This is a genomic window from Dyella sp. CR10, assembly GCF_055814425.1.
Map to the genome: position 1 here is coordinate 5,107,206 of NZ_CP185986.1, position 23,290 is coordinate 5,130,495.

Consider the following 23,290-nt stretch of genomic DNA (forward strand, 5'->3'; position numbering starts at 1 on the left):
AGGTGGTGAGCCGCGGACGCCGTTGCGTGCGTCCGTGTACATAGAACGTCCGAGGGCCGAAAAGTTGCAGCAAGGTTCCGGAAAAAATTCATTGTCGGTTCATTTGGAAATTCCAAATGCCTCAATGCGCTTCGTCCCAGTTCTTGCCCACGCCCGCTTCCACCAGCAGCGGCACGCGCAGCTCGGCCGCGCCGGACATGCGGGCCACGACGCCCGCGCGCACTTCGTCCACCGCATCGGCCCGTACTTCGAAGACGAGTTCGTCGTGTACCTGCATCAGCATGTGGGCGTCGTCATCACGCGTCTTCAACCATGCGGCCACCGAGATCATGGCGCGCTTGATGATGTCGGCAGCGCTGCCTTGCATCGGCGCATTCACCGCGGCGCGCTCGGCACCCGCGCGCAGGGCCTGGTTGCGGGCCTTGAGATTCTCCAGGTACAGGCGGCGACCGAAGATGGTTTCGACGTAGCCGTCGCGATGCGCCTGTTCGCGCGTGGCCTCCATGAAGGCGTGCACGCCCGGATAGCGCGCGAAATAGCGCGCCATGTAGTCGCTGGCCTCGCCGCGATCCACGCCCAGCTGGCGGGCCAGGCCGAACGCGCTCATGCCGTACATCAGGCCGAAGTTGATGGCCTTGGCGGCGCGGCGCTGGTTGGCGCTGACTTCTTCCGGCGGCAGGCCGAACACCTCGGCGGCGGTGGCGCGATGCACGTCGCCGCCTTCCTGGAACGCGCGCAGCAGCCCTTCGTCGCCCGACAGGTGGGCCATGATGCGCAGCTCGATCTGCGAGTAGTCGGCGGCCATCACCAGCCAGCCTTCCGGCGCGATGAAAGCCTGGCGGATGCGCCGGCCTTCCTCGGTGCGCACCGGGATGTTCTGCAGGTTGGGATCGGAGGACGAGACGCGTCCGGTCGCCACCGCACCCTGGTGATAGCTGGTGTGCACGCGGCCGGTGCGCGGGTTGACGATCTCGGCGAGCTTCTCGGTATAGGTGGAGCGCAGCTTGGCCAGGCCGCGGTAGTCCAGGATCAGACGGGGCAGCGGATGGTCGTCGGCGATCGCCTCCAGCGCTTCCTCGTTGGTCGAGGGCTGGCCGGTGGGCGTGCGCAGCTTGGCCGGCAGCCCCAGTTCGTCGAACAGCACGCTCTGCAGCTGCTTGGGCGAATCCAGGCTGAAATCGTGGCCGGCGGCTTTCCATGCCTGCTGCTGCAGCTCGAGCATGCGTTTGCCCAGCTGCTGGCTCTGCAGGCGCAGGCTGGCCACGTCGATCAGCACGCCGCGCTGCTCCATGCCGGCCAGCACCGGCACCAGCGGGATCTCGATGTCTTCGTACACGCTGCGCAGCTTCGGCTCGCTCTCCAGCAGCGGCCACAGCGCGCGATGCAGGCGCAGGGTGACGTCGGCGTCTTCGGCGGCATAGCGGCAGGCGGTGTCCAGATCGACCTGCGAGAAGGAAATCTGCTTGGCGCCCTTGCCGGCCACTTCCTCGTACTTGACCGTTTCGTAGCCGAGGTATTTGCGCGCCAGCGAGTCCATGTCATGGCGCGTGGCGGTGGCGTTCCACACGTACGATTCCAGCATCGAGTCGTGCTTGAGGCCCTGCACCGCGATGCCATAGTGCGACAGGATGTTGATGTCGTACTTGGCGTGCTGGCCGAGCTTGGGCCGCGCGGGATCTTCGAAGATGGGCTTGAGCCGGGCCAGCACTTGGTCGCGCGGGAGCTGGGCCGGAGCGCCCGGGTAGTCGTGGGCCAGCGGCACGTAGCACGCTTCGCCGACGTCCACCGACAGGCTCAGGCCGACGATGTCCGCCTGCATCGCGTCGATGCTGGTGGTTTCGGTATCGAAGGCGATCAGTTCGGCCTTGCGCAGCTTGTCCACCCACGCGTCGAGCTGCGCCTGGGTGGTGACCAGTTCGTAGCGGCCAGGCGCACTGAGGTCGCCGGCGGGCACGGGCGTCGCGATGGCGGCCGGCGCGGGCGCTGCCGCGGGCGCGGGTTGTTCGCCGCCTTCCAGTTCCTTCAGCGCGGCCTTGAATTCGTAACGGATGAACAGCTCGCGCAGCTGTTCGACGTGGCGATCGCGCAGGATCAGATCCGTCACTCCCACGTCCAGCGGCACATCCAGCTTGATCGATACCAGCTCGCGCGACAGCGGCAGCTGCGGTAGTGCCGCGCGCAGGTATTCGCCGATCTTGCCGCCGATCTTGTCCGCGCTGGCGATCACGCCATCGAGCGAGCCGTATTCGGCCAGCCACTTGGCGGCGGTCTTGGGGCCGCACTTGGGCACGCCCGGTACGTTGTCCACCGCATCGCCGACCAGGGTGAGGTAGTCGATGATCTGGTCCGGGCGCACGCCGAATTTCTCCATCACGCCGGCGTCGTCCATGGTGGTGCTGGTCATGGTGTTGACCAGGGTGATGCCTGGACGCACCAGCTGGGCGAGGTCCTTGTCGCCAGTGGAGATCTCCACCTCGATGCCTTGCGCGTGCGCCTGCGTGGTCAGCGTGCCGATCACGTCGTCCGCTTCCACGCCGGTCACGCGCAGGATGGGAAAGCCCAGCGCCGACACGATCGCCAGCATCGGCTCGACCTGTGCGCGCAGGTCGTCCGGCATCGGCGGACGGTGGGCCTTGTACTGGTCGTAGAGGGCATCGCGGAAGGTGGGGCCCGGCGCGTCGCTGACGAAGGCCACGTAGTCGGGCTTCGCCTTCAGCGTGGCGCGCAGCATGTTGACCACGCCGAACAGCGCGCCGGTCGGCTCGCCCTGCGAATTGGTCAGCGGGGGCAGCGCGTGGAAGGCGCGGTAGAGATACGAGGAGCCGTCGATCAGGATGAGCTTGGACATGGACGCCACGGGACGAAGGCACGGCCGCGCAACGGCCGCAGGGCGGAAGGGAAGGGGCGAGTGTACCGCCGATGCGCCGTGTTGCCGCGCTTCACGGCACCGCGCGGCAGCGCTGCTATGCTCGTGGCTTCGCGAGGAGATCCGATATGAAACCTGCCGCCTTCGTCGTCGTCCTGGGTGTGCTGGCCGCCGCGCCGGTGTTCGCGCAGTCGGCCCAGTCGTTGCCGCCGGCCCCGCCGCCGCCGGGCATGAACGATCCGGGCGTGAAGGCCACCCAGCCGTCTCGGCCCGCTCCCGCGCAAAGCTCGCCGAAGATGCCGGCCAAGGCGCCGGCCGCGACGAGCCAGCCGGCCACGTCGCCGGACATCACCGAATGCCTGAAGGACGACAACACCATCCAGGAGTACCGCCGCAGCGGCGTGTTGTACCAGGTCGTGGTGAAACCCAAGGTCGGGCCCGAGCAGATCTATCTGGTCGACCCCAAGGGCAATTACAGCCAGGTCAGCCAGAGCGGTCCGCGCGAACCGGTCAAACCGGTGATGTACAAGGTGCTGGAGTGGGGCAAGAGCCGCCCGGCCGAGGGCGAGCCGTCCTGCAGCAAGTAAGCGCGCCGTGAACCTGCGCGAGAGCTGGTTGTTGTTCGCGCTCGGCTCGGCGTTCTTCGCCGCGCTGACCGCGCTATTCGGCAAGCTCGGCGTCGCCGGCCTCAATTCCAACCTGGCCACTTTCATTCGCACCGTGGTGATCCTTGCGGTCACCGCGGGCATCCTCAGCCTGCGCGGCGAGTGGGCGCGGCCGGCAGGCCTGCCCTGGCAGTCGTGGCTGTTCCTGGTGTTGTCGGGTATCGCCACGGGGTTGTCGTGGCTGTGCTACTACCGTGCGCTGCAATTGGGCCCGGTGAGCAAGGTGGCGCCGATCGACAAGCTCAGCGTGGCTTTCGTGATCGTGCTTGGCTTCCTGGTGCTGGGCGAGCGGCCGACCTTGCCGGTGCTGGTGGGCGGCGCGCTGATTCTCGCCGGCGCGCTGGTGATCGCGGTGTTCTGATGCATCCGTTGCGCGCGCTCGCCGACGCGCTTACGTGTCGAGTTCGGGGTAGTGCCGGAAGATGCCCATCTCGTTGAACGGGATGCGCCGCGGCGAATCCAGATAGGCGGCCAGGCGCGGGCGTTCGGCGACGCGTGCGGCCAGCGCGGCCAATAGCGGGACTCTCCTGCGCATGCGCTTCATGGCTGCGGGGAACGCGTAGGAAAGGCCGCTCATCACCTGGAACAGCGACAAGTCGACGTACGAATGGCGGCCCAGAACATGGCGGCCGCCGGCCTTGTCCAGCACGTCCTCGAAATAGCCCAGGAATTTGGGGATGCGATGCTTGCGGAAGTCTTCGGCGCGCTGCTTCGCCGCTGGCCGCTGGTCTTCGTAATAGAGGCCGCTGGCGATGGGATGGTGCGTATCGTGTGCCTCCACGACCAGGTCGGAGATGGTCAGCTCCAGCTGGTGCGCGTACAGGCGCGCCGCTTCGCTTTTCGGCACCAGGCCGTGGCGCGGTCCCAGGTAGGCCAGGATCTCCGCGGTCTGCGCGATCACCAGGCGGCCGGCCTTGAGAAAGGGCGGTGCGAACGGTCGCGCGCCCGGCTTCTCGCCGCGCAGGAACGGCATGATCGCCTCATCACCTTGTTCGCGTGCGACGTCGACGTAGTCGGCGCCGGCATCTTCCAGTGCGAGCCGAACGAATTCGCCGCGGCCCTGGATGCCGGTCCAGTAATAGAGCTGATAACGCATGGCGGTCTCCCGGGGAAACGCGTTGACGCTATGCGTGTGCGCCTCAACGCGGCGTGATGCGCTTTCTTCCCGCGGCGCTGGCCGATGTCATGCCCGTCGCGGTCATGCGGATGACGTTCCATACCAGCTCGGCCACGGGCGACAACGAGCGGTGGCGGCGCCTCACCAAGGTGACCGCGCGATACGCGACGGGTACGAGCGGACGGACGACCAACGCCGTGGGCACCGGCAGCGACAGCTGTGGCGTGATGCTCAGGCCCAGGCCGGCCTCCACCATGCGGAATGCGGTGAGCGTGTGGCCGGCCTGCTGCGCGACGTCGGCCTCGATGCGTTGTGAAGCGAGCTGGCGATCGATCAGGCGGCGGCTGCCGGATGTCTGGTCGAGCAGCACCAGCGGCTGGCCACGCAGTTTCTTCCACGGGACTTCGTTCAATGCGGCGAGCGGATGGTCGGCGCGGCACACCAGTACGAACGGATCGCGCAGGATGGTTTCGGTGTCGAACGATTCCTTGTCCGCCGGCTCGATGGCGAGGCCGAAATCCACTTCGCCGCTGCGCACGCTGTCCAGCACGAGGGTCTGTGCCTGGTCGTGCAATTGCACGGTGAGCTGCGGGTAGTCGCGCGCGCAGGCGGCGATGCTGGCAGGCATCAGCCCCGCGGAAAGCGTAGGCACCGACGCCACGCGCACCTTGCCGTGCTGCCGCTCGCTCTCCGAATGCACGTGCGCGAGCACGCCTTCGAGTTCGTCCAGCAAGCGTTCCACCGCGCCCTGCAGATAGCGCCCGGCCTCGGTGGGGACGACCTCGCGGGTATTGCGGTCGAACAGGCGCACGTCCAGTTCGGCTTCCAAGTCTGCGATATGGCGGCTGATCGCCGGCTGGGTGAGGTGCAGGCTCTCGGCAGCGCGCCGGAAATGCCGCAGGCGGGCCACGGCGAGGAAGGCGCGGAGCTGGCGGAGGCTGACGTTCATGCGTAAATCGTATCAGTGAATAAGATAAAACGATTTGATTTATCAATGATCCGCCGCTGCAATAACGGGCATTCGCTCTCATGCCCTCGGCCCCTGCCATGTCCCTGCGCCGCTTTCTCCCCGACCGCTTCACCTGCGCGCTGATCGTCACCGTGATTCTCGCCAGCGTGTTGCCCTGCCGCGGCGCAGCGGCGCAGGTGTTCGAGGTGCTGACCGATGTGGCGATCGCACTGTTGTTCTTCCTGCATGGCGCCAAGCTGTCGCGCGAGGCGGTGGTGGCGGGCGCGACGCACTGGCGTCTGCATCTGTGCGTGCTGGCCAGTACGTTCGTGCTGTTTCCGCTGCTGGGGCTGCTGCTGCGTCCACTGCTGGCGCCGCTGGTGACGCCGGATCTTTACCTGGGCGTGCTGTTCCTGTGTGCCTTGCCGTCGACGGTGCAATCGTCCATCGCCTTCACGTCGATCGCGCGCGGCAACGTGGCCGCGGCGATCTGCTCGGCGTCGGCGTCGAGCCTGCTCGGCATCTTCCTTACGCCGCTGCTGGTCGGCCTGATGCTGGAGTCGCACGGTCAGGGCGGCATGTCGTGGGATGCGATCGGCTCGATCGTGCTGCAGCTGCTGGTGCCGTTCGTGGCCGGCCAGGTGGCGCAGCGCTGGATCGGCGGCTGGGTGGCCAGGCACCGCGGCCTGATCGCCTATGTGGATCAGGGTTCGATCCTGCTGGTGGTGTATACCGCCTTCAGCGCGGCCGTGTTGCAGGGCCTGTGGAAACAAGTGCCGTTGCCCGTGCTGGGCGGGCTGCTGCTGGTGAACGCGGTGCTGCTGGTGATCGCGCTGCTGGTCACGCGTTACGGCGCGCGCGCACTGGGCTTCGATCGCGCGGACGAGATCACCATCGTGTTCTGCGGCTCCAAGAAGAGCCTCGCCAGCGGCGTGCCGATGGCCAAGGTGCTGTTCGCCGGCCATCCGTTGGGCACGATCGTGCTGCCGATCATGTTGTTCCACCAGATCCAGTTGATGACCTGCGCGGTGCTGGCCCGGCGCTACGCGGCGCGGCCGGTGGAAGTGCGTGCCGGCGCTCCCGTCGCGGCCTCGCCGCGGCGCTGATCAGCGGCAGGGCTGCTCCACCTGCGCCGGCGCATAGCGGGTGCCGTCGGGCCAGGTGCCCAGATAGCGCTGGCGATCCGTACCCGCACCGAACACCGCGTCCGACAGCTCGTCATGCGCCAGGCCGTCGATCAGCGCATCGATGACTTTCCAGTAGCCGTAGACGTCGAGCTGGTTGAACGAAGGCGAAGCCTCGAACTCGTCGCGGCCAGCGATGTGCGTGGGGATGGCGCGGCTCTTGAGCGCGAAGTCATAGCGGCTGTCCGGCGCACCCGGTGAGCCATGCGCCGCATGGACGCGGGTGCCGCCGTGCTCGTCGCCGGGCAGCACCATCAACACGCGCCGGTCGGCGCGAATGCCGCACAGCCGCGCGGCCAGCGCACGTGCCGTGGGCAGGCCGATGGAGGTGTCTTCCACGCCGGTCAGCAGCGCCACCGGCAGGTCGGCGGGCAACTGCTCGACGGGGCCGATGATGCTGCGTCCTTCGTCGCCATGGACCACGTGGTAGGCGTCGCCCGGCGCCACCAGCATCAGCGCGCGCGGCGCCGGCAGGCCGTGGTGCTTCGGGTCGAGCGCGAGGTTGAGCGAGATCGCGGCGCCCATCGAATAGCCGTAGTACAGCACGCGTCGCGGATCCGGCCGCAGACCGCGACGCTCGGCCAGGGCGTCCAGCGCGCGGCGGTCGGCCAGTGCCGCTTGCGCGGTGACGGTCTGCGGTGAGGTTTCGGCCGACTCCTGGTAGACCGGATAGATCACGACCTGGCCGCTGCGCACGAGATGATCGATCAGCCCGCCGAAGTTCTTCGGGTTCATGCCCTGCCAGCCATGGTGGAACAGCACGACCGGCGCTTCGCCGCGTGGCAGTGCCGGTGCCGATGGGGTGAACACATAGACGCGCTGGGCGCCCTCGCCGAGCGTCATCACATCCACGGCGGCGTGCGTCTGCCGCTGCTGGAGCGCGGCGGGGCCGAATTCGCGTTCGAGCGTGTCGGAGGACTGCGCCCAGGCTGGCGCGCCGGTCAACAGGAGGACGAGGCCGAGGGCACGAAGGTGGCGAGGCATGGAGCGCAGCGGAAGTCGGGTCATGGGGAGATGGGCGTGGCGTGTTCGTGGATGGCGGCGAGAGGCGCTTCGGCCGGCGGCGGATTGAGCCACGCCAGCAGCATGGGGGTGAGCAGGCTGGCACCTTCGTCGGAGAGATGGATGCCGTCGCCGGCGCGGATGCGCGTGGTGCCGCCGTCCGGCGTCTGCACGTATTCGCGGTACTGGCCATCCGCATCGGCGATGTATGGCGAGGTGTTCCACCAGCTCGCATGCGGATGGTGGCTGACCACGCGGTAGGCGATGCGGTTGATCTCGGCCATGCGCTGGTTGTACTTGGCCAGGCGCATCGGCGGCAGGCCCATCCACACGACCTGGGCGCCGTCCTGGGTCAGCAGATCGAGGAAGCGCGTCAGGCGCTGCTCGTAGGCCTGGGTCCAGGCTGCGCTGCCGAAGTCCAGCACCTTGCCGTCCTCGACGAAATTCTGGCCGTCGTTGGCGCCGATGGCGACGATCACCGTATCGGGCCTGGCGGCGCCGAGCATGGCCGGATATTCATTCATCCAGTCGAATACGTCGGGCCGGCTCAGCCCCGTGCCGGAGCGGAACGCGCGCACCGCACGCAGCTGCGGATGTCCCGCGATACCGCGCAGCAGGCTGCCGCTGAGGCCTACGGCCATCATCGAGTCGCCGACCAGGGCGACGGTGCGCGGCTCTGCGGCGGCCGGCTGCAGTGGGGGCAACGGCGTCGCCCTTGGCAGATCGGCGGTATCGGGGGCGATGTCGGCCAAGGCTTGCGGCGGCGGTGCGGTGCTCGACGCAATGGCGATCTGCGGCGCGGCTGGCAGGGTCTGGCATTGCGCCAGTGCGATGGGCGCCGGCGCCACGGGAGCGGGTGTCGGCGTCGGCTTGGGCGTGACCGGTTCCGGCGCCTGGAGCTTGCGCAGATCGGCTAGCGCGCCTTCGCGCAGTCGGGTGATGCCCAGGGGATGCAGATGGTCGTGCAACGCGCTGGCCGCGGGCAGCGCGACGCGGCGCAAGGGGCCGATCTCCAGCCGCTGCGCCCAGGTCAGCAGGCCACCCGATTCGAGCAGCACGGCGACGAGCAGGCAGGTGGCCAGCAGCCAGGCGAGGCTGCGGGTGGAATCCAGGCCGGGCGAGGTGGGCGCAGACATGGCTAGAACTGGAAGTAGATGAAAGGAGCGACCCCGCTGGGGCCGAGGATCTCGACGGCGAACAGCGCGCCGGCCAGTGCCGCGCCGCGCAGCGGCGCCGCCCAGCGGGCGAATTCCGCGCGTGCGCTCTGGCCCCAGCGCGCCGGCGCGTACTGGCCGGCCAGGCCCAGCAGCAGGCAGGCGACCACGCCGGTGCTGGCCAGCGTCAGGGCGCCGGGCACCGTCAGGCGGGCGAAAACATCCAGGGCCAGCGGCAGAGTGGGCGCGCGGAAGAACACCCAGGCCGCGCACACAGCATGGAACAGCAGCAGGCGCGCCAGCCAGCGCCACGCGACCGAGCTGCGCAGCGACGCCGTCCAGGGCTGCGCGGCCCAGACGCGATGGCCGATCAGATAGAGCCCGTGCAGGCCGCCCCAGATCACGAAGTTCCAGGACGCGCCATGCCAGAGGCCGCCGAGGAGCATCGTGATCATCAGGTTGCGCGCCGTGTGCCAGCGGCCATCGCGCGAACCACCCAGCGGGATGTACAGGTAATCGCGCAGCCAGCTGGACAGCGAGATGTGCCAGCGCCGCCAGAAATCCTGCGGATCCGTGGCGGTATAGGGGCGATCGAAGTTCAGCGGGAAGCGATAGCCCAGCAGCAGCGCGCAGCCGATCGCCATGTCGGTGTAGCCGGAGAAGTCGCAGTAGATCTGCACGGCGTAGCCGTAGATCGCCAGCAGCATGTCCGGCCCCGACAACGCCGCGGGCGCCGCGAAGGCCGGATCGACCAGCGACACGGCCAGCGTGTTGGAAAGGATCACCTTCTTCACCAGCCCCAGGACGATCAGCATCACGCCGCGGTTGGCGTCGATGGCGCGCGGATCGGGCGAGGCCGCCAGCTGCGGCATGAAGTCAGAAGCGCGCAGGATCGGCCCGGCGATCAGCTGCGGGAAGAACGCCACGTAGAGCAGCGCATCGCCGATCAGCACCGGCTGCTTGAGCTTGCCGCGATAGACGTCGCCCAGCAGGGAAATGGCGTGGAACACGAAGAACGAAATGCCCAGCGGCAGCAGCGGGCTTTCCCAGCGCAGCGGCGGGGGCGTGCCGAAGTGCCGCCAGGCGCCGAGCAGGTTTTCCAGCAGGAAGCCGGTGTACTTGTAGTAGGCCAGGGTGGTCAGGCAGACGACCACTCCAAGCAACAGCCAGCCTTTGCGCGCCGCAGGGCTGGCGCTGCGCTGGATGCGCTGCGCGAGAAACCCCGCGAAGAGCGACACGCCGAACAACAGCAGCACGTAGCCCCAGTTCCAGAAGCCGTAGAAGACATAGCTGGCCAGCAGCAGAAAGCCTTTGTGCCAGGCCGGCCAGCGCGCGAGGTTCCAGGCGACGACCAGCGTCAGCAGGAAGAACAGGGCGAATTCGACGGTGGGGAACAGCATGGCCGCTCAGCCCCGGATTGCGCGCGGGAGAGGGCGGCAGGGGACGCGCGGCGGCGCTGCGTGTCGGGAAGTCGGAATCCGTTCCAAGCCAGGCTCCATGCCGGAAAGCTTCAGCGGCGGCCTGCACCCCAGGCCGAAAGGCGGTGTTCGATGGCGCGCAAGTCTAGCGGCGCCGGAGCCGTCCGGGCAGGGGAGGGGCAGCGAAAAAGACCACGCCCGACGCCTTGCCCGGATTTTTCCATGGCCGGGGCCGTTCCCTGCCCCGGCGACGGCCGCCGATCAGTGGCGGAAGTGACGCATGCCGGTGAATACCATCGCCATGCCGTGCTCGTCGGCCGCGGCGATCACCTCGGCATCGCGCATCGAGCCGCCCGGCTGGATCACGGCGGTGATGCCGGCCTGCGCCGCCGCGTCGATGCCGTCGCGAAACGGAAAGAACGCGTCGGAGGCCATCACCGAGCCGCGCACTTCCAGCTTCTCGTCCGCAGCCTTGATGCCGGCGATGCGGGCGCTGTACACGCGGCTCATCTGGCCGGCGCCGATGCCGATGGTCTGGCGGTTGCGCGCGTAGACGATGGCATTGCTCTTGACGTACTTGGCCACTTTCCAAGCGAAGATCAGGTCGTGGATCTCCGCTTCGGTCGGCGCGCGCCTGGTCACCACCTTGAGCTCCTCGGCCGTGACCATGCCGCGGTCGGCGGTCTGGATCAGCAGGCCCGAACCCACGCGACGCACGTCGTTGCCCGGGTGTGCGCGGGACAGGTCGCCGTCGGCCGGCGGCGGGATCAGCAGCACGCGCACATTGGCCTTCTTGGCGAACGCCAGCAGCGCGTCTTCCGCATAGCCGGGCGCGAGCACTACTTCGACGAACTGCCGCTCGACGATGGCGCGCGCGGTGGCACCGTCCAGTTCGCGGTTGAAGGCGATGATGCCGCCGAAGGCCGAGGTCGGGTCGGTCTGGTAAGCCAGGTCGTAGGCGCGGCCCACACCTTCCAGGCTCACCGCGACGCCGCAGGGATTGGCGTGCTTGACGATGACGCAGGCCGGCTTGGTGAAGCTGCGCACGCATTCCCACGCCGCATCGGCGTCGGCGATGTTGTTGAACGACAGCTCCTTGCCCTGGATCTGGCGGAACGTGGCCAGCGTGCCCGGTGCCGGATACAGGTCGCGATAGAACGCGGCGTGCTGGTGCGGGTTCTCGCCGTAGCGCAGGTCCATCAGCTTGACGAAGCGACTGTTGGCCTGACCGGGGAACAGATCCTGGCTGGCGACCGCATCCTGCGTCTCGTTGAGATGGATGGAGGAGAGATAGTCGCTGATCGCGCCGTCGTAATTGGACACGCGGTTGAACGCCGCCACCGCCAGCTTGAAGCGCGTGGCGCGCGACAGACCGCCGTGCGCTTCGATTTCCTTGAGCGCGTCTTCGTACTGGTCGGGCGAGGTGAGCACGCCGACGTCGTTCCAGTTCTTCGCCGCGGAACGCAGCATGGCCGGGCCGCCGATATCGATGTTCTCGATGGCCTGCTCCAGCGTGCAGGCCGCGCGCGCCACGGTCGCTTCGAACGGATACAGATTCAGCACCAGCAGATCGATCGGCGCGATCGCCAGTTCGGCCATCACCGCATCGTCGGTGCCGCGTCGGCCGAGCAGGCCGCCGTGCACTTTCGGATGCAGCGTCTTCACGCGGCCGTCCATGATTTCGGGAAAGCCGGTCAGCTCGCTGACATCCTTCACCGCGATACCCGCTTCGCGGATCGCCTTGGCGCTGCCGCCGGTGGAAAGCAGTTCGATGCCCTTGGCGGACAGGCGGCGGGCCAGATCGATGAGCCCGTGTTTGTCGGAGACGCTGAGCAAGGCGCGGCGGATCGGCGCCGTGGAGGCTGCGGACATGAGGCTAATCCTGCGGAGAAAGGCCGCAATTATAGCCTCTTAGCCGCCTGCGGCGGCGTTCAGCGGCGCAGGGCCAGATGCAACAGGGGGAACGGACGTCCGCTCGCATCCAGCTCCGAGCGGCCCACCTGCACGAAGCCGACATGCTCGTAGAAGCGCGTGGCGCCGGGATTCTGCTCGTTCACGTCGACCGTCCAGGCCGTGCTGGGATCGTGCGCGATCACATGGTCCAGCAACCGGCGGCCCAGGCCTTGGCCGTGCAGCTCGGGGGCGACGAACAGGGCCTCGACATGGCGTTCGGCGATGGCGATGAAACCCGCCACGACGCCGTCGCGTTCGGCGACCGAGACGTTTAGACGTCCAAACACTTCGGGCAGGAAGCCGCGGAAGAATTGGATGTCGTCTTCGGAGAGGAAATCGTGGGTCGCGCGCACGGCGGCTTCCCACACATCGGACATGCGTGACCAGTCCGCGATGGCGGCCGGCCGGATGATGTCGTTGGACATGTTGCGTTCCGTTCTGGGGCGTCCTGCCGCTGGCACGCGACGCCGTCAGAGCAGGCCGTGGACGGCCAGCTTCTTGCGCAGGGTGGCGCGATTGATACCCAGCGCGGCCGCGGCGCGGCTCTGATTGCCGTCGTGCCAGGCCAGCACTTCGCGCAGCAGAGGGCCTTCGACTTCGCGGATGACGAGCGCGTGTAGGCCTTCAGCGCACTCCGTGTCGCCGATATCGGCGAGATAGCGACGGACAGTGCGGGTAACGCATTCGCTCAACGCGCTCTGCGACGAGGTCTCCTTGGCGGCCTCGGAAGCAGGCAGTCTGACGGCGTTCACGGGCATCTCCCTCACGTTCTGCGCGGCGACTGCATGGGTCACCGCATGTTGCTTTGGCTGGTACCGCGGGCGGCGGCTCGCATGGAACGCCGGGTGCAGCAGACGAAGGGAGGGAGTTTACCCGTGCGTCGGGAGAATTTTAAGTACTGGCTTTCTTAGAAAGTCATGAGTCGTCATTCGAAGCCGATCTCGAAGGCCACCGCCTTGTTGCCCGGGTCTTCCACTTCCAGCACCAGGGCCGCATTGCCGCCGGCCGGCAGGCCGCGCTCCTGGGCGGTGCCGTCGCCGAGGTATTCGGCGGGACGCAGGCGGCGCATCGCCAGGCGCTTGCCGTCGACATCGGAGAGCGTCACTGAGACGACCGGCCACGGCTGGTCGAAGCCGGCGTCGTTACGCACGGTCGCGCTGATCAGCAGCGCACCGGGCACCGACGGATGAGCCTGCACGTCGCGCGCCAGCAGGCGCAGCCGGTGCACATCCTGTACCAGTGGCAGGCGGCAGCCCAGGCCGCCGCACAGTTGCCGCAGCCAGGGGCCGGTAGTGGCGTCCGCCACGAGCGCGTCACGCTTGGCCCAGGCCAATTGCGCGCAAAGCAACAGCAAGAGCACCAGGCAGGCGAGCAGCCACGGCCAGCGGCGGCTGGCCGGTTGCCGGGCTTCGCGCGCGAAGCGCGGGGAGAAGGTCAGGCGCGTGAAGTCTTCGCCGTCCGTCGTCGCGGAGACTTCAGCGAAGACCGGTTCGGGACGCGGGCGGTAGACGGCCGACTCGACGCGTGGTGGCCGCCCTGACGCTTCGCGCGCGGGAAGATGCTGGAACGGCTCGGGCGGCAGCTGGCTGCTCAGATTGACCAGCGCATCGAACTGCGCCTGGCAATGCCCGCATACGACATGCCCGCGCGCCTGCGCTAGCAGTTCCGCATCCATCGAGAACACGGTGAGGCAATCGGGGCACTGGGCGTACATGCGGCAAGTAAAGTCGTTCGCGCGGCGGCATGCAAAGGGTAAGCGCAAAGCAGGGGCGAATGTGGAACGCCGTCGCGCTTTGACCGCTGCGCAACCGGCAGGTGGCGTTATCATCCCGTGGCCGGGCTCCTGAGCCTGGTCGCGGTTAAGGTGCTGCCCGCCCCAGGAGAAAGCGGCGCCATGGATAAGGATCACTTTCTCATGACGAATGTTCTTCGCGCCGCCGGCCTCGGTCTGGCCTGTATGGCGGGCTTCGCTGCCGCCTCCCCGGCGTTCGCCGCCGACGCCCGCATCGCCTCGGTGGCCAATGCGATCACCTGCAAGGGCGTGAGCGCGATGGCGGACACCAATCGCGCGGTCGACGACAAGAGCTTCATGCCGTTCCTCAAGGAGCCGCAGAAGGCCGGATTGGACAGCGGCTTCATTCGCGAATCCGCCGAACCGGTGGAGGCGTTCGGCCTGCGCTCGAAGTACGTCTACTTCTACGCGCGCAACGAAATCTATCTGGTGGTGAAGAGCGACAAGCCATTGGAAGACATGGCCGCTTTCGCTGCCAGGCAGGGCTGGCAGAAGGACGACAGCCTCGGCGCCGAATGGCCGATGTACGGCAAGCAGGCCGGCGACGGCGCGCTGACGGCGATGCCGGGCGAATCCGGCGCCAAGAGCGGTTACTACCTGGTCGGCTGCAAGTACGAGCTGGACGCCGTGCAGCAGAAGTACTTCGGCAAAGCTCAGTAAGGCGGAATACTTGCGGCGAGCGGTGCCTCAGCCTGCGCGGCGCCGCCCGCTGATGCGCACCCAGTCCTCGAGAGTGTCCACGCGCAGCTCGTCGAACCACTCGGCGTAGCACTTCAGCAGTTCGTCTTCCTGGCCTTTGAGAATGCCGGAGATGGCGAAGGGCGCTCCCGGTTTCGCGGCCGCCGCGAAGCTGGGGGCGAGCTCTTCCAGCGGGCCGGCGAGAATGTTGGCGATGAATACGTCCGCGGGTTCCGCGTCGAGGTCCTCCGGCAGGAAGAGTGCCAGCCGTTCCGCCACGTTATTGCGATCGGCATTGTCGGCCGAGGCCGTGAGCGCCTGGGGGTCGTTGTCCACGCCCACTGCGCTGGCCGCGCCGAGCTTCAATGCGGCGATGGCGAGGATGCCCGAGCCGCAGCCGTAGTCGACCACGCTCTTGCCCTTGAGATCCTGCGCGTCGAGCCAGGCCAGGCACAGCGCCGTGGTCGGATGCGTGCCGCTGCCGAAGGCCAGGCCCGGATCGAGGCGCACTACCACGCTGTCGGCGTCCGCGGGCGGCTCGATGTTCCACGGGTAGATCCACAGGCGCCGGCCGAATTGCATCGGCTTGAACTGGTCCATCCACGCGCGCTCCCAGTCTTCGTCGGCAACATCGCGGTAGAACAGCTGATCAGGCTCCAGCCACGGAAGCAGCTCGCCGAGCGCTTCGGTGAGCCCGCGACGGTCGGTGTCGGCATCGAACAGCGCGTTGAGCGTGATCGTCGGCCACAGCGGCAGCTCGCCCACACCCGGCTCGAAGATGGCCTGCTCGTCGGGCGTTTCCGCGTCGGCATCCTGCAGGGTGACCGACAAGGCGCCGAGGTCGTCCAGCGCTTCTTCCACGCGGGGCTGTTGCTCGGAGCGGATGGTCAGCGACAGTTCGAGCCAGGGCATGGGCGCATGGGTCCGGTGGAAAGAAAGGGATTGTCGCCGATTGGCCCGGCGCAGGGTACGCGGCTACAGCCAGGGCAGTGCCTTGTAGGTATGCCGCAGCAAGGGCAACGACAGCGCCGAAAAGCGCCGCTCGATGCGCGCGCAGGTTTGTGCATCGATGCGCTGGCCGAGGCTGGCCGGCACCTGGCGGCAAAGTGCCAGGGCCTCGGGCAGTGGCAGGTCGAACAAGGCGCTCAGCGCGCGCGCCGCATCGCCGACACGCTCGGCCGGGCAATCGGCCAGGATGAGGTCGTACTCGGTATGCAGATCGCGGGAGATGCCGGGGAGCGGAAGTGCGTCGCTTTCGCCGGACTGGAAGCGGCCCAGGTCGAGAAAAGCATCGTGGTGGGCGTAATGCGTCAGCGCACGCGCGTAGTCGTCGACGCCGGATAAAGGGTGCTGGCGTTTCTGCACGCTGAGCACATCGGCGAAGGTGGCTGCTTCCAAAAAGTGGTAGAGACCGTGCTCGGCCGCGAACGCCGGCACGCCTTCGCCAGTCTCGTCGACGAGGTGGTTCTCCTCGTCCTCGGCCGATGACAGGTAAAAGCGGCTTGCGGTCAGCGGGCTGTCGCCGTCGGCGTAGACCCAGGCGTAGCGATCCCACACGTCGCCGTCGTCGCGGCAGGCGGCGATGGCTTCGATGGTTTTGCGCAGGGACATCAGGGTGGACATGCGATGTTAGAAAGCACAGCCAGGTGCTGCGCCAAGCGTGGCCTAAGGCTGTGTGGTCTTCCAGTGTCGATAGGCGCTATCGATGGCTGGGGCAAGGCGGTCGTAATTTTCCCAGGTGTCCTGCACGTGGTAGGCGGAAGGCAGCGCAAACGCGAGCATACGCTCGTAGTCTCGGCTATATCCGGCTAATGATTTGTCCTCGCCTACGTAGTAGGCCCTCGTAAACCGCAGGCCTTCATCGTTGAGGTCGCTATCCCAGAACTTCTCGTCACACTGCTGGACGAGGAAATCCCGCCCGGTCATGCGCCGTTCGCGAACCGCCACCAGCTCTTCAATGCTATCGGTCAAGTGTTCTTCACCGATTAGGTTATGAAGAATGATCCAGGCCAGGAACATGCCGATGTGCGTGCCCCCACAGAGGCTATCTAGCCCTCTGGGAAACTGGCCGCCGTAATGCCAATCCATGCGATCGATCGCCACGTGTACCTATCCTTGGCTGGTGGTCCGGATGCCGGCGGAACCTTGCACCGCCGGCATCCGCAAGCAGCCTCAGTGACCGGAGGCTGTGGTTTCCTTCTGCTCTGCCATGCGCTTTTCCAGGTAGTGGATGTTCTGTCCACCCTGCTGGAAGCCGACGTCGGCCATGATGCGCTGCTGCAGCGGAATGTTGCACTTGACGCCTTCGATCACCGTCTCGGCGAGCGCCAGGCGCATGCGCGCGATGGCGGTTTCGCGATCGGGGCCGTGCACGATCAGCTTGCCGATCATCGAGTCGTAGTTCGGCGGGATGCGGTAGCCGTCGTACAGATGCGTATCCACGCGCACGCCGGGGCCGCCCGGGGCCTCGAAGCGCTTTACCGTGCCGGGCGACGGCAGGAAGTTGTCCGGATCCTCGGCGTTGATGCGGCATTCGATCGCGTGGCCGTGGATCTTGATGTCTTCCTGACGGATCGACAGCTTCTCGCCGCCGGCGATCAGCAGCTGCTCGCGCACCAGATCGATGCCGGTGATCAGCTCGGTCACCGGATGCTCCACCTGGATGCGGGTATTCATCTCGATGAAGTAGAAGCGGCCGTTCTCGAACAGGAACTCGAACGTACCGGCGCCGCGGTAGCCGATGCGCAGGCAGGCATCCACGCAGACCTTGCCGATCTGCTCGCGCAGTTCCGGCGTGATGCCCGGCGCGGGGGCCTCCTCGACCACCTTCTGGTGGCGGCGCTGCATGGAGCAGTCGCGCTCGCCCAGGTGGATGGCGTGGCCCTGGCCGTCGGCGAGCACCTGGATTTCCACGTGGCGCGGATTTTCCAGGAACTTCTCCATGTACACCTGATCGTTGCCGAAAGCCGCCTTGGCCTCCTGCTTGGTCATGGTGATGGCGTTGGCCAGGTGCGCCTCGGTGCGCACCACGCGCATGCCGCGGCCGCCGCCACCACCGGCCGCCTTGATGATCACCGGGTAGCCGATGTCGCGCGCGATGCGGATGTTTTCGTCCACGTCGTCGCCCAGCGGGCCGCCGGAGCCGGGCACGCAGGGCACGCCGGCGGCCTTCATGGCGCGGATCGCTTCGACCTTGTCGCCCATCAGGCGGATCACGTCCGCGGTCGGGCCGATGAAGATGAAGCCCGACTGCTCGACCTGTTCGGCGAAATCGGCGCGCTCGGACAGGAAGCCGTAGCCCGGGTGGATCGCCTGGGCGTCGGTGATTTCCGCCGCGGCGATGATGCGCGGGATGTTGAGATAGCTGTCGGCCGAGGGGGCCGGACCGATGCAGATCGATTCGTCGGCCAGGCCGACGTGCTTGAGGTTGCGGTCTGCGGTGGAATGCACCGCGACCGTCTTGATGCCGAGGCTATGGCACGCGCGCAGGACGCGCAGCGCGATTTCCCCTCGGTTGGCGATGACGACTTTCTCCAGCATGGGCATGGTCGTCGGCCGCTCAGGCGATCACGAACATCGGCTGGTCGAACTCCACCGGCTGGCCGTTCTCGATCAGGATGGCCTGCACGGTACCGGCGACGTCGGCTTCGATCTGGTTGAACATCTTCATCGCTTCGATGATGCCCAGCGTCTCGCCGGCCTTGACCTGCTGGCCGACCTTGACGAACGCCGCGGCACCCGGGCTGGCCGAGGCGTAGAAGGTGCCGACCATTGGCGCCTTCACCACGTGGCCGGCCGGCAGCGCATTGGCGGGGGCGGCCTCGGCGGCGGGCGCCGGGGCGGCGACGGGCGCGGCGGCCTGCATCACCGGCGCGACGACCGGCGCGGCGGCCACGGTCACGCCGCCCTTGGGCACGCGCGACAGGCGTACGACTTCCTCGCCTTCCTTGATCTCGAGCTCGGCGAGGTTGGATTCCTCGAGCAGGTCGATCAGCTTCTTGATCTTGCGCAGGTCCATCGGTCAAACCTTTTCGTGAATGCCGCCGCGGCGGCAGGAATGGAAAATTCGGAGGCCAGGAGGCCGGTCAGGACGCGTCGGCCGCGTCGGACCGGCCCAGGCGGGCCAGTGCCGCTTCCAGCGCCAGCCGATAGCTGTCGGGGCCGAAGCCGCAGATCACGCCCACGGCGATGTCGGCCAGGTAGGAGTGGCGGCGAAAGGGTTCGCGTGCATGCACGTTGGACAGATGCACTTCCACGAATGGGATCGCCACCGCCGCCAGCGCGTCGCGCAGCGCGATGCTGGTATGGGTGAACGCGCCGGGATTGAACAGAATCATCGCCACCTGCTCGTCGCGGGCCTGGTGGATGCGTCCGATCAGTTCGTGCTCGGCGTTGTGCTGGAACCAGGTCAGCTCATGGCCGGCGGCCTGGGCGTGAGCGGCGAGCGCGGCGTTGATGTCGGCCAGGGTGGCGCGGCCGTAGATGTCCGGTTCGCGCGCGCCCAGCAGATTGAGATTGGGTCCGTGCAGGACCAGGATCTTCGCCACGCCGAAACCTTCAACGGGGCCGGGCTCCGCCCGGCGACCGGCGGGAGTGTGCGCGCAGTCGGCAATGTTGTCCAGTTCGGCGCAGTTCGGCGATGTTCGGCGGAGAAGTTCGTGTTAAACCGTGCGGGGGCGTATTGCGTGGAAGAATCGCGTCACGGCGCGCCCGGCGGTGCCAGCCATCGTTCCAGCGCGGCTTCGTCCAGTGCGCCGCGCCGGGCATCGAGGATGCGGCCGTCCGCGTCCAGCAGCACGCTGTACGGCAGCACTTCGCCGACGTTGCCCAGGCGCAGCGAGGTGCTGGGGCTGTCGAGACGGCCGAGCAGGATGGGGTAGTCGACCGGGTGGGCGGCCAGGAAGGCGCGCGCGTGTGCCGGTTCGTCCATCGCGATGCCGACCACGATCGCCCCCTGTTCGCCGAACTTCGCCTGCGCTTTGGCCAGCGCAGGCATTTCGTCCAGGCAGGGGCCGCACCAGCTGGCCCAGAAGTTGACGAGCACGCGGCGGCCACGGAAGTCGGACAGGCGGTGCTCCTTCCCGTCCAGCCCGGGAAGGGCCAGGTCTGGCCGCAGGTCGCCGATCTTCGCCACCTGCACGCCGGCCGGCGCGTGTGCCTGCCGGCTGGCGTGCTGCAGCCAGCCGCCCAGCGCGGCGGCCAATACCGCCGCGCCGAGGATCAGCCAGTTGGCGCGGCTCAGCATCGGCGTGCCCGCATTACTTCGCCGCCTCGGTGAGGGCTTCCTCGACCAGCGAGGACGTCAGCACGGTAGGCAGCTTGCGACCTTCGCCGCCGTTCTTCGGGAACACCACGTACAGCGGCACGCCCGGCGTGTGGTACTGCTGCAGGAAGGCGGTGATGGCCGGATCTTCATTGGTCCAGTCTCCTTTCATGTAGACCGCGCCGGTACGCTTGAGCAGGTCGCGGAAGGCATCGGTGCTGAGCACGGCATGCTCGTTGGCCTTGCACGTGATGCACCAGTCGGCGGTCATGTCCACGAAGACAGGGGTGCCGGCCTTGCGCAGTTCGGCGAGCTTCTCCGGCGTGAAGGCGACAGTGCCTTCCGCGGCGGTGGCGGCCGCGAGCGGGGCGGGCAGGTGAGCCAGGTAGTACAGCGGCGCCAGCGCGAGCAGCAGCGGCAGCACGGCCAGCGTGCGGGCGCCCGCGCTGCGGTAGCGGCTGCGCTCGAACCACCACAGCGCCATCGCCAGCATCACGCCGGCCACCAGCAGCAGGCCGATGGCATCGGCACCACGCTGATTGGCCAGCACCCAGGCCAGCCAGACGGCGGCCAGATACATGGGGAAGGCCAGCACCTGCTTGAGTGTTTCCATCCACGCGCCAGGGCGAGGCAGCAGGCGCGCCAGCGCCGGTACGAAACCCACCGCCAGGAACGGCAGGGCCAGTCCCAGGCCGAGCATCGCGAACACCAGCAGCGCCTGCGCGGTCGGCGCGGCGAGCGCGTAGGCCAGCGCGGTACCCATGAAGGGCGCGGTGCAGGGGCTGGCCACCACCACGGCGAGCACGCCAGTAAAGAAGTCGCCGGCCAGGCCGCTGCGGCTGGCCAGACGGCTGCCGGTATTGCCGAGCGAGGCGCCGAACTGCACTACCCCGGACATCGACAGCGCCACTGCCAGCATCACCAGCGCCAGCACGGCGACCACCAGCGGCCGCTGCAGCTGTGCGCCCCAGGCCGCCTTGAGCGAGAGGATCACCAGGCCCAGCACCATGAAGCTCGCCAGCACGCCGGCGGTATAGGCCAGCGCATGCGTGCGCCGGCGCGCCGGGCTCTCGCCGCTTTCGATCAGGCTCACCGCCTTGATCGACAGCACCGGCAGCACGCAGGGCATCAGGTTCAGCACCAGGCCGCCGCCCAGCGCGAGCAGCAGTGCGGACCACAGGCTCACGTCCAGCGTCGCCGACGGCGCCGGCGGCATCTCCGGTGCCGGGCCGGCCACCGTTTCGCCGGTGGCCGTGGCGCCGTTGCCGAGGTCGAGCGTGAGCGCGCGCGTCATCAGCGGATAGCACAGACCGCCGTCCTGGCAACCCTGGAAGCTGGCTTCCAGGGCGAGCTGCTTGTGCTGTGCGGTATCGCCCTCGATCGCGACCGGCAGTTCGACCTGATCGAAGAACACCGTCACGTTGCCGAAGTGCGGATCCTGCTTGGCCGCGCCCTGGGGCCAAGCAGGCTTGCCCAGGCTCAGCCCGTTCGCGTCCTTGAGGCGCAGCGTGGTCTGGTCGCGGTAGAGGTAATAGCCCTTGGGCATGGTCCAGCGCAGCAGCAGTTGATGCGGCGAGCTGGCCAGCGCCTCGAAGCGGAACGCCTGCTCGGCCGGCAACGGCGCCGTTTCGGTACCGGGCGTGTCGGAGGCGGGCGTCTGGCCGCCGAGCTGGGCCAGGGCGGCGCCGAGGCTCTGCGGTGTGCCGGTCGTCGCTTGCGACGGTGCGCCCGCGGGCAGGGGCAGATCGAGCTGCTCCGTATGCGGCGGATAGCAGATCTTCGGTTCCACCTCGTGGCAGCCCTGATAGCGCACGGCGAGCTTCAGGCGCTGGGTGCCGGGCGTGATCGTGTAGGGAACGGTGGCGTCCACCGCGTGGTGATAGATCTCCACGTCGCCGAGATATTCGTCGTGATGCTTCTCGCCGTCGGGCAGGGTCGCTGCGCCGGCGGTGACACCGTCGGCGCCGGTGAACTTCATGCGGCCGCGGTAGAGGTAGTAGTCCGGCGCGATGTCCCAGTGCAGCTTCAGCACGCCCGGCGTGGAAGCATCGGCGTGCAGCTTGTAGGCCTCGGTTACGGGAAGGATGCCGTCGTCGGCGTCCTGCGCTGCGGCCGGCGTGGCGCCGGCCAGCAAGGTCAGCAGCAACAGCCAGGAAAGCGCGACGGCGCGCGCCGCCAGGCGGATCGAGCGGTTCGGGTGCATTGCAGCTCCAGCAAAGGAGGCCGGCGTCGGGACGCAGGCGATCTTGGATTATGGCGCAGCCGGCCGGGGACAGCCGGCTGCATGGACAACCCCGCGCTCAGGCTTGTTCCGGCGCGGGTACGGACGACGCGGTGCGCGGGCGGAGCATGCCGGTGGTCAACGCCACGCCGAGCAGGATCACCACGCAGCCGCCAGCCATCGACAGGGTGACCGGCTCGCCCAGGAACATCAGGCCCCACAGCGCGCCGAACACGGGAATCAGATAGAGCACCGCCAGAGTGCGGGTGGAACCGATGCGTGCCATCAGGCGGTAGAACAATACGTAGGCGAGCGAGGTGCAGGCGGCGGCCAGGCCGAACAGCGCGAACCAGGCTTGAGCGGTCGGCATCTTCGCCGGCCACAGCCACACGGTGAGCGGCAGCAGCGCCGCCGCGGCCGCGAGCTGGCTGCCGGTGGCCACCGCCAGCGGCGACACGCCGCGCAGGCGGCGCTGACCGTAATGCGCGCCGAAGGCATAACAGACGTTGGCGCCGACGCAGGCCGCCATGGCCCAGGCCGAGCCGGCGCCGTGGCCGAAGCCGACGCTGCCGGCGATCAGCCAGACCACGCCCGCGAAGCCCACCAGCAGACCGGCGCTGCGGGCGCCGTCCAGTTTCTCGCCCAGCCACAACCAGCCGGAGGCGGCCACCAGCAGCGGCCCGATCGCATCGGAGATCGCCGATACCCCTGCCGGCAGGCTCTGCGCGGCATATGAGAACAGCACGAACGGCAACGCCGAATTGCTCATGCCCACGATGGCGATCGGTCGCCAGTGCCTGCGCATCTCCGCCAGCCGCTCGCGAGAGGCCAGCAGCGGCAGCGAGCACAGCGCCGCGCCGATGGCGCGCAATCCGGCCAGCGCCATGCCGCCGAACTGGTCCGCGCCCATGCGCATGAACAGGAACGACGCGCCCCACAGGGCACCCAGCAACAGCAACGCAGCGAGATCGGACTTCTTCATGGCGGCAGACCGAAAAGGAAATGGACGTCCAAAACTAGAGAGAGGC

23 protein-coding genes are annotated in these 23,290 nt (G+C 67.9%); 4 read left to right on the top strand and 19 right to left on the bottom strand.

What is annotated here, in order from left to right; translation table 11 throughout:
• Nucleotides 1–121 precede the first annotated feature (121 nt).
• On the bottom strand, nucleotides 122–2,848 hold the full coding sequence (gene polA / locus ACNR9O_RS22815; RefSeq protein ID WP_473684399.1) for a DNA polymerase I: 2,727 nt from the start codon (nucleotides 2,846–2,848) through the stop codon (nucleotides 122–124).
• Between the two features lie 146 nt (nucleotides 2,849–2,994).
• Here polA and ACNR9O_RS22820 point away from each other — a divergent pair, with 146 nt between their 5' ends.
• Together ACNR9O_RS22820 and ACNR9O_RS22825 are read left to right on the top strand one after the other, a co-directional pair.
• A complete protein-coding gene (locus ACNR9O_RS22820) occupies nucleotides 2,995–3,453 on the top strand; it encodes a DUF2782 domain-containing protein (RefSeq protein ID WP_473684398.1) in 459 nt (152 codons plus the stop codon).
• A 7-nt stretch (nucleotides 3,454–3,460) separates the two neighbouring features.
• Nucleotides 3,461–3,892 carry an EamA family transporter gene (locus tag ACNR9O_RS22825; protein ID WP_473684396.1) on the top strand — a complete coding sequence of 144 codons (432 nt, stop codon included), beginning with the start codon at nucleotides 3,461–3,463 and terminating at the stop codon, nucleotides 3,890–3,892.
• Nucleotides 3,893–3,922: 30 nt separating this feature from the next.
• On the opposite strand, the gene ACNR9O_RS22830 is transcribed toward ACNR9O_RS22825, so the two are convergent.
• Both ACNR9O_RS22830 and ACNR9O_RS22835 read right to left on the bottom strand, forming a co-directional pair.
• The gene (locus ACNR9O_RS22830) at nucleotides 3,923–4,627 is read right to left on the bottom strand and encodes a glutathione S-transferase (RefSeq protein WP_473684394.1); all 705 of its coding nucleotides are present in this window, start codon (nucleotides 4,625–4,627) and stop codon (nucleotides 3,923–3,925) included.
• A gap of 43 nt (nucleotides 4,628–4,670) precedes the next feature.
• The gene (locus ACNR9O_RS22835) at nucleotides 4,671–5,597 is read right to left on the bottom strand and encodes a LysR family transcriptional regulator (protein WP_473684392.1); all 927 of its coding nucleotides are present in this window, start codon (nucleotides 5,595–5,597) and stop codon (nucleotides 4,671–4,673) included.
• Between the two features lie 98 nt (nucleotides 5,598–5,695).
• Here ACNR9O_RS22835 and ACNR9O_RS22840 point away from each other — a divergent pair, with 98 nt between their 5' ends.
• Complete coding sequence (locus tag ACNR9O_RS22840) at nucleotides 5,696–6,703, top strand: bile acid:sodium symporter family protein (RefSeq protein WP_473684390.1); 1,008 nt, start codon at nucleotides 5,696–5,698, stop codon at nucleotides 6,701–6,703.
• On the opposite strand, the gene ACNR9O_RS22845 is transcribed toward ACNR9O_RS22840, so the two are convergent.
• The 7 genes from ACNR9O_RS22845 to ACNR9O_RS22875 all read right to left on the bottom strand — a co-directional run bounded on the left by ACNR9O_RS22845 (nucleotide 6,704) and on the right by ACNR9O_RS22875 (nucleotide 14,022).
• Nucleotides 6,704–7,789, bottom strand: a complete 1,086-nt coding sequence (locus ACNR9O_RS22845; protein WP_473684388.1) for a dienelactone hydrolase family protein — start codon at nucleotides 7,787–7,789, stop codon at nucleotides 6,704–6,706.
• Nucleotides 7,786–8,919 carry an SGNH/GDSL hydrolase family protein gene (locus tag ACNR9O_RS22850; RefSeq protein WP_473684386.1) on the bottom strand — a complete coding sequence of 378 codons (1,134 nt, stop codon included), beginning with the start codon at nucleotides 8,917–8,919 and terminating at the stop codon, nucleotides 7,786–7,788. The genes ACNR9O_RS22845 and ACNR9O_RS22850 overlap by 4 nt, the downstream gene beginning before the upstream one ends.
• Before the next feature lie 2 nt (nucleotides 8,920–8,921).
• Nucleotides 8,922–10,337: an MBOAT family O-acyltransferase gene (locus ACNR9O_RS22855; protein ID WP_473684384.1), complete on the bottom strand. Its 1,416-nt coding sequence runs from the start codon at nucleotides 10,335–10,337 to the stop codon at nucleotides 8,922–8,924.
• A gap of 279 nt (nucleotides 10,338–10,616) precedes the next feature.
• Nucleotides 10,617–12,227 (bottom strand): bifunctional phosphoribosylaminoimidazolecarboxamide formyltransferase/IMP cyclohydrolase, encoded by a 1,611-nt coding sequence (purH, locus tag ACNR9O_RS22860; protein ID WP_473684382.1) that lies wholly within the window; start codon nucleotides 12,225–12,227, stop codon nucleotides 10,617–10,619.
• 59 nt (nucleotides 12,228–12,286) lie between these two features.
• Complete coding sequence (locus ACNR9O_RS22865; RefSeq protein WP_473684380.1) at nucleotides 12,287–12,733, bottom strand: GNAT family N-acetyltransferase; 447 nt, start codon at nucleotides 12,731–12,733, stop codon at nucleotides 12,287–12,289.
• Nucleotides 12,734–12,778: 45 nt separating this feature from the next.
• Nucleotides 12,779–13,066 carry a helix-turn-helix domain-containing protein gene (locus ACNR9O_RS22870; RefSeq protein WP_473700839.1) on the bottom strand — a complete coding sequence of 96 codons (288 nt, stop codon included), beginning with the start codon at nucleotides 13,064–13,066 and terminating at the stop codon, nucleotides 12,779–12,781.
• A 167-nt stretch (nucleotides 13,067–13,233) separates the two neighbouring features.
• Nucleotides 13,234–14,022, bottom strand: a complete 789-nt coding sequence (locus ACNR9O_RS22875; protein WP_473684376.1) for a zinc-ribbon and DUF3426 domain-containing protein — start codon at nucleotides 14,020–14,022, stop codon at nucleotides 13,234–13,236.
• A 201-nt stretch (nucleotides 14,023–14,223) separates the two neighbouring features.
• Between ACNR9O_RS22875 and ACNR9O_RS22880 the strand changes: the two genes are divergently transcribed.
• Nucleotides 14,224–14,760 (top strand): hypothetical protein, encoded by a 537-nt coding sequence (locus tag ACNR9O_RS22880; protein ID WP_473684374.1) that lies wholly within the window; start codon nucleotides 14,224–14,226, stop codon nucleotides 14,758–14,760.
• 27 nt (nucleotides 14,761–14,787) lie between these two features.
• On the opposite strand, the gene prmA is transcribed toward ACNR9O_RS22880, so the two are convergent.
• The 9 genes from prmA to ACNR9O_RS22925 form a co-directional block, all read right to left on the bottom strand.
• On the bottom strand, nucleotides 14,788–15,690 hold the full coding sequence (prmA, locus tag ACNR9O_RS22885; protein WP_473684372.1) for a 50S ribosomal protein L11 methyltransferase: 903 nt from the start codon (nucleotides 15,688–15,690) through the stop codon (nucleotides 14,788–14,790).
• A 63-nt stretch (nucleotides 15,691–15,753) separates the two neighbouring features.
• A complete protein-coding gene (locus ACNR9O_RS22890; protein ID WP_473684370.1) occupies nucleotides 15,754–16,389 on the bottom strand; it encodes a DUF7716 domain-containing protein in 636 nt (211 codons plus the stop codon).
• Between the two features lie 54 nt (nucleotides 16,390–16,443).
• Nucleotides 16,444–16,881, bottom strand: a complete 438-nt coding sequence (locus ACNR9O_RS22895; RefSeq protein WP_473684367.1) for a DUF7832 domain-containing protein — start codon at nucleotides 16,879–16,881, stop codon at nucleotides 16,444–16,446.
• A gap of 69 nt (nucleotides 16,882–16,950) precedes the next feature.
• Nucleotides 16,951–18,318, bottom strand: coding sequence for an acetyl-CoA carboxylase biotin carboxylase subunit (accC, locus tag ACNR9O_RS22900; RefSeq protein WP_473684365.1), 1,368 nt, complete (start codon nucleotides 18,316–18,318; stop codon nucleotides 16,951–16,953).
• 19 nt (nucleotides 18,319–18,337) lie between these two features.
• On the bottom strand, nucleotides 18,338–18,796 hold the full coding sequence (gene accB, locus ACNR9O_RS22905) for an acetyl-CoA carboxylase biotin carboxyl carrier protein (protein ID WP_473684363.1): 459 nt from the start codon (nucleotides 18,794–18,796) through the stop codon (nucleotides 18,338–18,340).
• A 67-nt stretch (nucleotides 18,797–18,863) separates the two neighbouring features.
• Nucleotides 18,864–19,325: a type II 3-dehydroquinate dehydratase gene (gene aroQ, locus ACNR9O_RS22910; protein WP_473684361.1), complete on the bottom strand. Its 462-nt coding sequence runs from the start codon at nucleotides 19,323–19,325 to the stop codon at nucleotides 18,864–18,866.
• A gap of 152 nt (nucleotides 19,326–19,477) precedes the next feature.
• Nucleotides 19,478–20,023: a peroxiredoxin family protein gene (locus tag ACNR9O_RS22915; protein ID WP_473684357.1), complete on the bottom strand. Its 546-nt coding sequence runs from the start codon at nucleotides 20,021–20,023 to the stop codon at nucleotides 19,478–19,480.
• 13 nt (nucleotides 20,024–20,036) lie between these two features.
• A complete protein-coding gene (locus tag ACNR9O_RS22920; RefSeq protein WP_473684355.1) occupies nucleotides 20,037–22,244 on the bottom strand; it encodes a protein-disulfide reductase DsbD family protein in 2,208 nt (735 codons plus the stop codon).
• Nucleotides 22,245–22,341: 97 nt separating this feature from the next.
• Nucleotides 22,342–23,244: a DMT family transporter gene (locus ACNR9O_RS22925; protein WP_473684353.1), complete on the bottom strand. Its 903-nt coding sequence runs from the start codon at nucleotides 23,242–23,244 to the stop codon at nucleotides 22,342–22,344.
• Nucleotides 23,245–23,290: the final 46 nt, after the last annotated feature.